The sequence below is a fragment of the Cellulomonas sp. NS3 genome, assembly GCF_024757985.1.
In the GTDB taxonomy this organism is placed as follows: Bacteria; Actinomycetota; Actinomycetes; order Actinomycetales; family Cellulomonadaceae; genus Cellulomonas_A.
In genome coordinates, this window is sequence record NZ_CP103289.1 from 3,857,541 (window position 1) to 3,870,100 (window position 12,560).

Annotated in this window: 11 protein-coding genes; 3 read left to right on the forward strand and 8 right to left on the reverse strand. The window is 72.5% G+C overall.

Going from position 1 to position 12,560, the window contains the following annotated elements; translation table 11 throughout:
* Positions 1–30 precede the first annotated feature (30 nt).
* The 4 genes from mmsB to NXY84_RS17475 all read right to left on the reverse strand — a co-directional run bounded on the left by mmsB (position 31) and on the right by NXY84_RS17475 (position 5,789).
* Entirely contained in the window at positions 31–1,254 is a 1,224-nt protein-coding gene (mmsB, locus tag NXY84_RS17460; protein ID WP_258724299.1) for a multiple monosaccharide ABC transporter permease, read from the reverse strand.
* Positions 1,251–2,801, reverse strand: a complete 1,551-nt coding sequence (mmsA, locus tag NXY84_RS17465) for a multiple monosaccharide ABC transporter ATP-binding protein (RefSeq protein ID WP_258724300.1) — start codon at positions 2,799–2,801, stop codon at positions 1,251–1,253. Before mmsA ends, mmsB begins: the two co-directional genes overlap by 4 nt.
* A 111-nt stretch (positions 2,802–2,912) precedes the next feature.
* Positions 2,913–4,049 carry a multiple monosaccharide ABC transporter substrate-binding protein gene (gene chvE, locus NXY84_RS17470; protein WP_258724301.1) on the reverse strand — a complete coding sequence of 379 codons (1,137 nt, stop codon included), beginning with the start codon at positions 4,047–4,049 and terminating at the stop codon, positions 2,913–2,915.
* Positions 4,050–4,400: 351 nt separating this feature from the next.
* Positions 4,401–5,789 carry an ROK family transcriptional regulator gene (locus NXY84_RS17475; RefSeq protein ID WP_258724302.1) on the reverse strand — a complete coding sequence of 463 codons (1,389 nt, stop codon included), beginning with the start codon at positions 5,787–5,789 and terminating at the stop codon, positions 4,401–4,403.
* A gap of 76 nt (positions 5,790–5,865) precedes the next feature.
* Here NXY84_RS17475 and xylA point away from each other — a divergent pair, with 76 nt between their 5' ends.
* Both xylA and NXY84_RS17485 read left to right on the forward strand, forming a co-directional pair.
* Positions 5,866–7,053, forward strand: a complete 1,188-nt coding sequence (gene xylA, locus NXY84_RS17480; RefSeq protein ID WP_258724303.1) for a xylose isomerase — start codon at positions 5,866–5,868, stop codon at positions 7,051–7,053.
* 107 nt (positions 7,054–7,160) lie between these two features.
* Positions 7,161–8,645, forward strand: a complete 1,485-nt coding sequence (locus tag NXY84_RS17485; RefSeq protein ID WP_258724304.1) for a xylulokinase — start codon at positions 7,161–7,163, stop codon at positions 8,643–8,645.
* A gap of 165 nt (positions 8,646–8,810) precedes the next feature.
* Here NXY84_RS17485 and NXY84_RS17490 read toward each other — a convergent pair whose 3' ends face one another.
* The 4 genes from NXY84_RS17490 to nadC all read right to left on the reverse strand — a co-directional run bounded on the left by NXY84_RS17490 (position 8,811) and on the right by nadC (position 12,011).
* Positions 8,811–9,161 carry a histone-like nucleoid-structuring protein Lsr2 gene (locus NXY84_RS17490; protein WP_258724306.1) on the reverse strand — a complete coding sequence of 117 codons (351 nt, stop codon included), beginning with the start codon at positions 9,159–9,161 and terminating at the stop codon, positions 8,811–8,813.
* Between the two features lie 110 nt (positions 9,162–9,271).
* Positions 9,272–9,460, reverse strand: a complete 189-nt coding sequence (locus NXY84_RS17495; protein ID WP_258724307.1) for a hypothetical protein — start codon at positions 9,458–9,460, stop codon at positions 9,272–9,274.
* 54 nt (positions 9,461–9,514) lie between these two features.
* Positions 9,515–10,972 carry a lysine--tRNA ligase gene (gene lysS / locus NXY84_RS17500; protein WP_258727262.1) on the reverse strand — a complete coding sequence of 486 codons (1,458 nt, stop codon included), beginning with the start codon at positions 10,970–10,972 and terminating at the stop codon, positions 9,515–9,517.
* 100 nt (positions 10,973–11,072) lie between these two features.
* Entirely contained in the window at positions 11,073–12,011 is a 939-nt protein-coding gene (nadC, locus tag NXY84_RS17505; protein ID WP_258724308.1) for a carboxylating nicotinate-nucleotide diphosphorylase, read from the reverse strand.
* A 164-nt stretch (positions 12,012–12,175) separates the two neighbouring features.
* Here nadC and NXY84_RS17510 point away from each other — a divergent pair, with 164 nt between their 5' ends.
* A complete protein-coding gene (locus NXY84_RS17510) occupies positions 12,176–12,496 on the forward strand; it encodes a rhodanese-like domain-containing protein (RefSeq protein WP_258724309.1) in 321 nt (106 codons plus the stop codon).
* Positions 12,497–12,560 lie beyond the last annotated feature (64 nt).

A 12,560-nucleotide genomic window follows, 5' to 3' on the forward strand; every position in this document is an offset into this window, starting at 1 on the left:
GGTGCGTCGGGTGAGCGGGACGCCGGTGGCTCAGCGCGCGCCGCCCGCGCGGCGCTTGTTGATGAGGTCGAACGCGACGGCGAGCAGGAGCACGAAGCCCTTGATCGCCTGCTGCACGGCCGGGTCGACCGAGAGGATCGACAGGCCCATGTTGAGCACGCCCATGATGAGCGCCCCGATGATGGCCCCGGAGATCCGGCCGACGCCGCCCGTGACCGCCGCGCCGCCGATGAAGCACGCGGCGATCGCGTCGAGCTCGTAGTTCTGGCCGGCGGCCGCGACCGCCGCACCGGCGCGCGAGGTCACGACGACCGACGCGACACCGGCGAGGAAGCCCATGTTGACGAAGATCCAGAAGTTCACGTTGCGCGTGTTGACCCCGGACAGGACCGCCGCCTGGACGTTGCCGCCGATCGCGTAGATGTGCCGGCCGAACACCGTGCGGCCCATGAGGAACGTGTACGCGAGGATCAGCACGCCGACGATGATGAGCACGATCGGGGTGCCGCCCGCGCTCTGCGAGAGCACCCACGTCACCGCCCCGATGCCGACCGTGATGAGCACGATCTTCGTCAGGAACAGCGGGACGGCCTCGGTCTTCAGGTCGTGCTTCTTCAGCACCGAGCGCGCCCGGACCTGGCTGCCGACGAGCGCGGCGATCACGATCGCGCCGAGCACGAGCGTCACGGCGTCCGCGTTCCCCGCGAAACCGAGGAAGTTCGGGATCGAGCCGCCCGAGATGTCGATGAACGGCGCGGGGAAACCGGCGACCGTGACGCCGACGAGAAGGATCGCGAAACCGCGGAAGATGAGCATCCCCGCGAGCGTGACGATGAACGCCGGGATCCCGATGTAGGCGATCCAGAATCCCTGCCAGGCGCCGACCACCGCCCCGATCGCGAGCCCGAGCAGGACCGCGACGAGCCACGGGAGGCCGAAGTCCTTCATCATCAGCGCGACGAGGCCGCCGATGAATGCGACCTGCGAGCCGACCGACAGGTCGATGTGCCCGGCCACGATCACCATGACCATGCCGATCGCGAGGATCATGACGTACGCGTTCTGCTGGATGAGGCTCGCGACGTTGTTGGGCAGCAGGAGCTTGCCGTCGGTGAGGACCTGGAACAGCGCGACGATCACGACGAGCGCGCCGAAGATGCCGTACTGGCGCATGTTGCCGCCCATGCCCTGGAGGCGCGCGAGCGGCGAGACCCGGGCCTGCGCCGGCGTCTCGGGTGTCATGGTGGTGCTCATCGGGCGGCCCCGTCCTTCTCCATGGTCATGTAGTGCATGAGGGTCTCCTGGGTCGCGTCCTCGCGGGACACCTCACCCGTGATGCGCCCCTGCGAGAGCGCGTAGATGCGGTCGCAGGTCCCGAGGAGCTCGGGGAGCTCGGAGGAGATGACGATGATCGCCTTCCCCTGGGCCGCGAGCGCGTTCATGATCGTGTAGATCTCGTACTTGGCGCCGACGTCGATCCCGCGGGTCGGCTCGTCGAGGATGAGCACGTCGGGGTCCGCGAAGATCCACTTGCTCAGCACGACCTTCTGCTGGTTGCCGCCCGAGAGCTTGCCGACGAGGGCCTCGACCGTGGGGGTCTTGACGTTGAGGTCCTTGCGGTACTGCTCGGCGATCTTCGTCTCGCCCTCGCGGTCGACGACGCCCAGGCGGGCCACCTTGTCGAGCGCGGCCGACGAGACGTTGCGCTTGATCGTGTCGATGAGGTTGAGGCCGTACCGCTTGCGGTCCTCGGTCGCGTACGCGATGCCGTGGCGGATCGCCTCGCGCACCGAGCCGACCTGGATCGGCTTGCCGTCCTTGAGGATGCGGCCCGAGATGTTGGCGCCGTACGCGCGGCCGAACACGCTCATGGCCAGCTCGGTGCGGCCCGCACCCATGAGGCCCGCGATGCCGACGATCTCGCCCCGGCGCACGAAGAGGTTGGCGTTGTCGACGACGACGCGGCCGTGGTCCACGGGGTGGTGGACGGTCCAGTCCTCGATGCGCAGGACCTCCTCGCCGATCACGGGCTCCCGGTCGGGGAACCGTGCGTCGAGCGAGCGCCCGACCATCGCGCGGATGATCCGCTCCTCGGAGACCGGCTCGGCGCCGTGCATCTCCATCGTCTCGATCGTGCGGCCGTCGCGGATGACGGTCGTGGTGTCGGCGATGGCGTGGATCTCGTTGAGCTTGTGGCTGATGATGATCGACGTGATGCCCTGGCCCCGGAGGCTGCGGAGCAGGTCGAGCAGGTGCGCGCTGTCGTCGTCGTTGAGCGCGGCCGTGGGCTCGTCGAGGATGAGCAGCTTGACGCGCTTGGACAGCGCCTTGGCGATCTCGACGAGCTGCTGCTTGCCGACGCCGATGTCCATGATCTTGGTGTCGGGGCTCTCGGTGAGCCCCACGCGGGCCAGCAGCTTGGCGGCCTCCGCGTTCGTGGAGTTCCAGTCGATGACGCCGCGCTTCGAGCGCTCGTTGCCGAGGAAGATGTTCTCGGCGATCGACAGGAACGGGCTCAGCGCGAGCTCCTGGTGGATGATGACGATCCCGCGCTCCTCGGAGTCGCGGATGCCCTTGAACTCGCAGGGCTCGCCCTCGAAGAGGATGTCGCCCTCGTAGGTCCCGTGCGGGTACACCCCCGAGAGGACCTTCATCAGGGTCGACTTGCCGGCCCCGTTCTCCCCGCAGATCGCGTGGACCTCGCCGCGCCTGACCTCGAGGGTGACGTCCTGCAGCGCCTTGACGCCCGGGAACGTCTTGGTGATGCCCCGCATCTCGAGGATCGTGTGATCGCCTGTCATGTCTGCTCGCAGTCGTGTGCTGGTCGGTGGACCGCCGGACGCCCGGCGTGGTCCCGGCGGAGGCCGGCCGGGGCGGCGTGCGCCACCCCGACCGGCCGACGGGACCTCGGGTCAGAGACCGAGGTCGCTGGCCTTATAGAAGCCGGACTCGACGAGCACCGACTCGACGTCGTCCTTCGTCACGACCTGCGGGGGCAGCAGGTAGGTCGGGACGACCTTGTTGCCGTTGTCGTAGGTCTCCTCGTCGTTGACCTCGACCTCGTCGCCCTTGACGATCTGGTCGACCATCTTGGCGACCTGGTCACCGAGCGTGCGGGTGTCCTTCCAGACCGACATGGACTGCTTGTCGGCGAGCATGTTCTGGACGTTGGCCTTGTCGGCGTCCTGGCCCGTGATGAGCGGCCAGTCGCTGCCCGGCGTGTAGCCGGCGCCCTCGAGCGCCTGCTCGATGCCGAGCGCGAGCGAGTCGTTCGGGGAGAGCACGACGTCGACCTTGGTGCCGCCCGCGTAGAACGAGTTCAGGCGGTTCTCCATCTCGGACTGGGCGTCGTCGGAGCCCCAGCCCTGGATGCCGATGCTGGTCCACTCGTCGTTGCTCTTCGGGGCCTTGCCCGACGGCGTGACGAGCTTGCCCTCGTCGACGTACGGCTTGAGGACGTCCCACGCGCCGGAGAAGAAGAACTTGGCGTTGTTGTCGTCCGGCGAGCCGGCGAACGGCTCGAGGTTGAACGGGCCCGCCTCGGTCTCGAGGCCGAGCTGCTCGACGATGAACTCGCCCTGGAGCTGGCCGACCTTGTAGTTGTCGAACGTCGCGTAGTAGTCGACGTCGTCCGTGCCGTTGATCAGGCGGTCGTAGGCGATGACCGCGATGTCCTTCTCCTTCGCCTGCGCGAGCACCGGGCCGAGCGCGGTGCCGTCGATCGAGGCGACGACGAGGACCTCGGGGTCCTGGTTGATCATGTTCTGGAGCTGCGTGATCTGCTGGTCGACCTGGTTGTCGGCGTACTGCAGCGTGGTCTCGTAGCCCGCCTCCTGGAGGAGCTCCTCGAGGTGCGCGCCGTCCTTGTTCCAGCGCTCCAGGCTCTTCGTCGGCATCGCGATGCCGATGAGGCCGCCCTCGGCGGCGGCGGTGCCGCCGTCGCCCTCGGGGGTGTCGCCCGCCCGCTCGGTGCTGCACGCCGCGAGGCCGCCGACGAGCAGTGCCGCGCCGGCGAACGCCGCGACGACCTTGGTGTTTCTGAGAGACATCGTTGTCGACCCTTCGTCCGACCGCCGGACTGCCCGGCGGTGAGGTGACGCGTCCTCGCGTCGGGTTCGGGGTACCCCGTGACGACCTGCGGTCGCCGTCAGGCACCCTCGCCTGATGTGCACCCGGGCCAGCCGACCCGGGTTTGTTGTCGCGATGAATTTAGGATGTGAAGCCATCCTGCGCAAGGACAGTACAACTGTTGAAGGTCACGATTCCACAACGGCGGGATCACATCCCGGTGACGATGCCCGGATGCGCACATGTGAACGATCACATGGACGAATCGGGCACCCGACTGCCCGACGGCGTCACCCGAACGTGCGAAGCGCCCCCTCGACGGCCCCGTGCCGTCACACGCGCGCGCGTCCGTTCCCCGCTCCCGCGCCGGCGCCGTCGCCGGTCCCGAACCAGCCGATCGGGTCCGCGGCGACCGCCCGCAGCACCGCGAGGGCGCCCCCCGTCATCGCCGGGTACTCCCCCGCCCGGGCCTCGCTCAGCTCGACGGGTGACCACCCCCCGAAGATGACACAGCGGTCGAGCTGCTCCGCGACCGCGTCGCGCACGTGCGGGTAGATCTGCCCGAACGTGCCGCCGAGCACGACGAGCCCCACGTCGACCACGTTGACCACGTTCGCGAGCGCGACGCCGAGCGCGGTGCCGCCCCGGTGCAGCGAGTCGAGCGCCGCCCGGTCCCCCGCGCCGGCCGCCGCGACGAGGCTCGCGAGCGGGGCACCGGGCTCGAGCCCCGCCCCGCGCACGAGCGCGTCCAGCCCCGCGTACTCCTCGAGCGTCCCGCGGCCCGGGCCGAACGGGTCGAGCACGGTGTGCCCGAGCTCGCCGCTCCACCCGTGCCGGCCCAGGAAGATCTCGCCGTCGAGCACGATCGCTCCGCCGATGCCGACCTCGCCGGAGACGTACACGAAGCTCGGGCGGCCCGCCGACCTGCGCGCATGGGCCTCGGCGCGCGCGGCCAGGTTCGCCTCGTTGGCCAGTCGCGGCGGGAACCCCGCGAGCACCGGGTGCCTCGTCAGGTGCGCGACGACATCGACGTCGCGCCACCCCAGGTTCGGCGCGACGCGCAGCGGGCCGGTCACGCGGTCGACCAGCCCGGGCAGCGCGAGCGCCGTGCCCGCGACCCGGACCCCGTCGGCGCTGAGGTTCGCGGCGACCCGGCCCGCCATCTGGGCGAGCCGGTCGAGCACGGCCTCGGGCCGGCTGCCGCGCAGGTCCCCGAGCTCGACGCGCTCCGTCAGGACGCGCCCCGCGAGGTCGAGCGCGCGCACGCCGACGTAGTCGACGTTGACCTCCATGCCGAGCGCCGCGACGGTGCCGCGTGCGGGCGCGAGCGGGACCGCCGGCCGGCCCGCGCGCTGCGAGACGAGCGGCTCGAGCTCCACGACGAGCTGCGCCGCGATGAGCTGGTCGACGAGCCCCGAGACGGTCGCACGGGCGAGGCCGGTGGCGGACGCGATGTCGGCGCGCGAGAGCGGCGCGTGCGCGTCGAGGACGTGCTGGAGCGTGAGGCTCAGGTTGTGCTCGCGCAGCGACGCCTGACCCGCGGCCCGGCCCGGTGCGCGCACGCGGGTCGCCGACGGGCGGCCGCGTGCCGGGAGCGCGCCGGACGGCCGGGTGCCCCGAGCGGCGCGGCCCGTCGGCGCGACGGCGGGCGGGGCGACGGGCGCGTCGGCCTGCGCCGACGCCCCGGGCGGCGCGGCGGCGGCGGACCGGTCGGGCGTCATGACTTGACCCTAGCCGCTCCCGCGGATAAGTTCACTCATACAACAAATCCCGCCGGCTCTCGTGGAGGAGAACCCGATGGCGCCCAAGGCCACCCCCGCAGACAAGTTCTCGTTCGGTCTCTGGACCGTCGGGTGGGAGGCGCGCGACCAGTTCGGCGACGCGACCCGCCCGTGGCTCGACCCGGTCGAGTCCGTGCACCAGCTCGCCAAGCTCGGCGTCGCGCACGTGACGTTCCACGACGACGACGTCGTCCCGTTCGGTTCCGACGCGACGACGCGCGACGAGATCCTCGCCCGCTTCAAGGGCGCGCTCGACGAGACCGGCATCACCGTCGAGATGGTCACGACGAACACGTTCACGCACCCGATGTTCAAGGACGGCGCGTTCACCTCGAACGACCGCCGCGTGCGCCGCTACGCGCTGCGCAAGATCGTCCGCAACGTCGACCTCGCCGCCGAGCTCGGTGCCGACACCTTCGTCATGTGGGGTGGCCGCGAGGGCGCGGAGTACGACTCCGCGAAGGACCTCAACGCCGCGCACGACCGCTACGCCGAGGGCATCGACACCGTTGCCGCGTACATCAAGGAGAAGGGCTACGGGCTGAAGATCGCCATCGAGCCCAAGCCCAACGAGCCCCGCGGCGACATCATCCTCCCGACGATCGGGCACGCGATCGGCTTCATCGCCAAGCTCGAGCACGGCGACATCGTCGGCCTCAACCCGGAGACGGGCCACGAGCAGATGGCCGGCCTCAACTACACGTCGGGCATCGCCCAGGCGCTGTGGGCGGGCAAGCTGTTCCACATCGACCTCAACGGCCAGCGGTCCATCAAGTACGACCAGGACCTCGTCTTCGGTCACGGCGACCTGTTCTCCGCGTTCGCCACGGTCGACCTCGTCGAGAACGGCTTCCCGAGCGGCGGCCCGCGCTACGACGGCCCCCGCCACTTCGACTACAAGCCGTCGCGCACCGAGAGCATGGAGGGTGTCTGGGCGTCCGCCGAGGCGAACATCCGCACCTACCTGCTGCTCAAGGAGCGTGCGCTCGCGTTCCGCGCGGACCCCGAGGTCCAGGCGGCGCTCGAGGCGTCCGGCGTGCTCGAGCTCGCGCAGCCCACGCTCGGCGAGGGCGAGACCCTGGCCGACCTCCTGGCCGACCGCTCCGCGTACGAGGACCTCGACGTCGACGCCGTCGCGGCGCGCGGCTTCGACTTCGTGCACCTCAACCAGCTCGCGCTCGAGCACGCCATCGGCGCGCGCTGACCGCTGCTGACCCCGCACCACCGCACGACCCGAGAAACCCCGGCCGGGCCCGGCGACCGCACCCCGCGGACGCCGGGCCCGGCTCCTCGCACGAAGGGCACACGCACATGACGCTCGTCGCCGGGGTGGACTCCTCCACCCAGTCCTGCAAGGTCGTCGTCCGCGACGCGCAGACGGGGGCGCTCGTCCGCTCCGGGCGCGCCTCGCACCCCGACGGCACCGAGATCGACCCCGCCCGCTGGTGGGACGCGCTCCAGGCCGCGATCGCGGACGCGGGCGGGCTCGACGACGTCGACGCGATCGCCGTCGGCGGTCAGCAGCACGGCATGGTCGCGCTCGACGCGGACGGGAACGTGGTCCGCGACGCGCTGCTGTGGAACGACACGCGCTCCGCGCAGGCCGCCCTCGACCTCATCGGCGAGCTCGACGGCACGCCGCGCGACGGCGCCGTCGGTGCGGCCGAGGGGGCCCCGCTGCTGGACGGCGCGAGCGCCTGGGCGCAGGCCACCGGGTCGGTGCCCGTCGCCTCGCTCACCGTCACGAAGCTGCGCTGGCTGCGCGACGCCGAGCCGGAGAACGCCGCGCGCGTCGCCGCCGTCGCCCTCCCCCATGACTGGCTCACGTGGCGCCTCGCGGGCCACGGGCCGGGCTCCGGCCGCACCGGGCTGGAGGCGCTCACGACGGACCGCTCCGACGCCTCCGGCACCGGCTACTGGTCGCCCTTCACCGACGACTACCGCCGCGACCTCCTCGAGCTCGCGCTCGGCCACGACGCGGTGCTGCCGCGGGTCGTGCGTCCGGGCGATCCCGCCGGGACCTCGACGGTCGGCGCGCGCGGTCCGCTGCTGGGCGCCGGCGCGGGCGACAACGCCGCCGCGGCCCTCGGCCTCGGGCTCGTGCCCGGCGACGTCGCGATCTCGATCGGCACGTCCGGTGTCGTCTCGGCGATCGCCTCCGCGCCCAGCGCCGACGGCTCGGGCCTCGTCACCGGCTTCGCCGACGCGACCGGTGCGTTCCTGCCGCTGGCCTGCACGCTCAACGCCTCGCGCGTGCTCGACGCCGCGGCGCGCATGCTCGGGGTCGACCACGCGGGCCTCTCGGAGCTCGCGCTCTCCGCGCCCGCCGGCGCCGACGGCCTCGTCCTCGTGCCCTACCTCGAGGGCGAGCGCACGCCCAACAAGCCGGACGCCACCGGGGCGCTGCACGGCCTGCGACTCGCGAACACGACCCCGGCGCACCTCGCCCGGGCGGCCGTCGAGGGCATGCTGTGCGCGCTCGCCGACGGGCTCGACGCGCTGCGGGCGCAGGGCGTCCAGGTCGAGCGCGTGTTCCTCATCGGCGGCGGCGCGCAGTCGCAGGCCGTCCGGGAGATCGCGCCGAGCGTCCTCGGGCTCGACGTGACCGTGCCGACGCCCGGCGAGTACGTGGCCGACGGGGCCGCGCGCCAGGCGGCGTGGGTCCTCTCGGGCGAGCCCACGCCGCCCGCGTGGACCGGCGCCGGCGAGTCGACGGTCTACCGCGCGGAGCCCGCGCCGCACGTGCGCGCGCAATACGCGGCGGTGCGCGAGCTCACCGGGACCCGTCCCGCCTGAGCCGACCGACGCGCGTCCGCCCGGTGCGGGGTGGGCGCGCGTCCCGCCCGGCCCGGGTGCCCTCCCACCCGGTCCGGACGCACGAGTGCCCGGCACCCATGGGGTGGTGCCGGGCACTCGTCACGTTCCGTGCACCGCGGGCGACCGCGGCAGGGTCGGGCTGGGTCAGTGCGCAGCCTCGTAGGCGGCCTTGACGTCCGCCGAGATGCGACCGCGCTCCGAGACCGGGTGGCCGTTCGCCTTGGCCCAGTCGCGGATGGCGCCTGCGTCACCGCTCGACGACGAGCCGGACGTGCGACGCGTGCTGCGCCCGCCGCGGCCGGCCGACGAGGACGCCCGCCCGCCCGTCTTGCGCGCGTGACCCACCCACGTCGCGAGCGACTCGCGCAGCTCGTTCGCGTGCGCCGACGTCAGGTCGATCTCGTAGGAGACGCCGTCGATCGAGAAAGAGACGGTCTCGTCGGCGGTTCCGCCGTCAATGTCGTCGACGAGCAGGACCTGGACCTTCTGGGCCATTGTTCTTCTCCTGGTGCGAGGGGGGATTCTCACGGGGTGTTGAACGCAGCATCGCACCATTCGAAAGTCGCGTCAAAGGGGACGCGGGCGCACCGCCCGAACAGCGAGTGTCAGATATCTGATTCAGCCCGGGCGGATTTGGCCTTCGCGGCGCGCTCCGCATCCTGCGCATCCATGCGCGCCAATGCGGCGCGTTCCGTGCGGTCGGCATTCACGAGCGCCCGCATCACATACCAGAAGATCGCGCCGACGCCCACCGAGGGCAGCAGCGCGGCGAGGGCGAGAAGGAAGCCGTTCATCGCGACAAGTCTACGCCCGGCGATCTCACCGGGTGCCCGACCGCGCTTTTCCGCTCAGACCTGCGGCTTCACGAGCGGGAACAGGATCGTCTCGCGGACGCCGAGCCCCGTCAGCGCCATGAGCAGGCGGTCGACACCCATCCCCATGCCCCCCGCGGGCGGCATCGCGTACTCGACCGCGGTGAGGAAGTCCTCGTCGAGCTGCATCGCCTCGTCGTCGCCCGCGGCCGCGAGCAGGGCCTGCGCCTCGAAACGCTGGCGCTGGATCACCGGGTCGACGAGCTCGGAGTAGGCGGTCGCGAGCTCGAAACCGCGCACGTACAGGTCCCACTTCTCGACGAGCCCGCGCCTGGTGCGGTGGTCGCGCGTGAGCGGGCTGGTCTCGACCGGGAAGTCGCGCACGAACGTCGGCGCCCACAGGTCGTTCCCGACGTGGTGCTCCCACAGCTCCTCGACGAGCTTGCCGTGGTTCTGCCGGCGGGGGTCGATCTGGATGTCGAACTTCTCCACGAGAGCCGTGAGCCGCTCGTCGGGCGTGTCGTGCGTGATCTCCTCGCCGAGCGCCTCCGAGAGCGACTCGTACATCGACAGCTGCGTCCACTGCCCGCCGAGGTCGTACTCCTCGCCGTTCGGGAGCGTCACGACCGTGCCGCCGAGCGCGTCGTTCGCGGCGGTCTGCACGAGGTCCTGCGTGAGGACCGCCATCGTGTCGTAGTCGCCGTAGGCCTCGTACGCCTCGAGCATCGCGAACTCGGGCGAGTGCGTGGAGTCGGCGCCCTCGTTGCGGAAGTTCCGGTTGATCTCGAAGACGCGCTCGATCCCGCCCACGACGGCGCGCTTGAGGAACAGCTCGGGGGCGATCCGCAGGTACAGCTCGATGTCGAACGCATTCATGTGCGTGACGAACGGGCGCGCCGCGGCGCCGCCGGCCTGCGTCTGCAGCATCGGCGTCTCGATCTCGAGGAACTCGCGCCCGTGCAGGTTGTCGCGCAGCGAGCGCACGACGGCGGCGCGCAGGCGGGCGGCGTCGCGCGCGGCCGGGCGGGCGATGAGGTCGACGTAGCGCTGGCGGACGCGGGCCTCCTCCGAGAGGTCCTTGTGCAGCACCGGGAGCGGGCGCAGCGCCTTCGCCGCGACCTGCCACTCGTCCGCGAACACCGAGAGCTCGCCGCGGCGCGAGGAGATGACGCGCCCGTGCACGAACAGGTGGTCGCCGAGGTCGACGAGCGCCTTGAACCGGCTCAGCGACTCCTCGCCCACCTCGGCGAGGCTCAGCATGACCTGCAGGCGGGTGCCCTCGCCGTCCTGGAGCGTCGCGAAGCACAGCTTGCCGGTGTTGCGCAGGAACACGACGCGCGCCGCGACGCCCACGAGGTCGTCCGTCTCGGTGCCCGGCTCGAGGTCCGGGTGCGCCGCGCGGACCTGCGCGAGCGTGTGCGTGCGCGGCACCGAGACCGGGTACGCCTCGCCCTCGGCGAGCAGGCGCTCACGCTTCTCGCGGCGGACCCGCATCTGCTCGGGGAGGTCCTCGGTCTGCTCGTCGTCCGCCCCGGCGGGCACGCTGTCGGTCACTGGACGATCCTACCGACCGGCGCACGCCTGCCCGTCGGCGTCAGGCCGTCCCGGCGGGCGTCAGGTCGAGCGCGACGTCCAGGATCGGGCTCGAGTGCGTCAGGGCCCCGACCGAGAGGTAGTCGACGCCGGTGCGCGCGACGTCGGCGGCGACGTCGAGCGTCAGGTTGCCCGTCGCCTCGAGCTCGACCCTGCCGGTGCGCGCCTCGCCCGCGCGCACCGCGGCGACGACCTCGGTCAGCACCGCGGGCGGCATGTTGTCGAGCAGCAGGAACCGGGCCCCGACCTCGACCGCCTCGAGCGCCTGCGCGAGCGTGTCGGCCTCGACCTGGATCGTCACGTCGGGGAAGCGCGTGCGCACCGCGTCGACCGCCGCGGCGACCGAGCCCGCGGCCACGACGTGGTTGTCCTTGACCATCGCGACGTCGTACAGGCCCATGCGCTTGTTCGTGCCGCCGCCGCAGCGCACCGCGTACTTCTCGAGCGCGCGCAGGCCCGGCGTCGTCTTGCGGGTGTCGAGCACCTGGGCGCCCGTGCCGTCGAGCGCGTCGGCCCAGCGGCGCGTGTGGGTCGCGACGCCCGACGCGCGCGAGACGAGGTTGAGCAGCGTCCGCTCGGCGACGAGCAGGACCTGGACGGGTCCGGTGAGCGTCGCGAGCACGTCGCCGCGGCGCACGCGCGTGCCGTCGGGGACGCGCAGGTCGACCGTCGCCGGCGCGAGGGCAAGCCGCGTCGCGACCTGGCCGAGCACCTCGGCGACGACGACGAGCCCCGCGACCACCCCGTCGGCGCGCGCGACGACGTCCGCCGTCCCGGTCTCGTGCGCCGGGACGGTCGCCTGCGTCGTCACGTCGCGGCCCGGGGCCGGGCCGAGGTCCTCGTCGAGCGCGATGCCCACGAGCCGCGCGAGCCACGCGGCGTCGGGCGCGTCGTGCGGTGCGGCGGGGGTCGGGGCGTCGGGCGGGGTCTGCGCGGTCACGGCGCCACGGTAGCCGCGCCGCACGGGGCACGTGGACCGGCGCCCGTCCGTGCCCCACGTGGGTCGTGTCGCTTCCGTTCGGGGCGCGGGCACCCCATCCTGGGACGCGGCCGCCCGCCGTCGGCCCCGGCGCACCACCGCCGTCCCACCCGAGGAGGACCCGCGTGAACGAGATCGACGTCGCCCGGCTGCACGCGCTGCTGAGCGAAGACCCCACCGCGACGGTCGTGGACGTGCGCGAGGCCGACGAGTACGCCGGCGGCCACGTCCCCGGGGCGCTGTCGGTGCCGCTGTCGGAGCTCGTCGCGCGCGCGCCCGAGGTCCTCGGCCTGCCGACGCCCGTGCACCTCGTGTGCGAGTCGGGCGGGCGCTCGGCGCAGGCCGCGGGGTGGCTCGAGGCGCAGGGCGTCGAGTCCGTCAACGTCGTGGGCGGGACGAGCGCGTGGCGCCGCGCCGGGCTCCCGGTGGAGGTGCCGGGGCGCTGACGTCCGGCCGACGGCTCGCCGTCGTCGGGGCCGGGGGCGGACACGGCTGACGTGCCCCTGACGT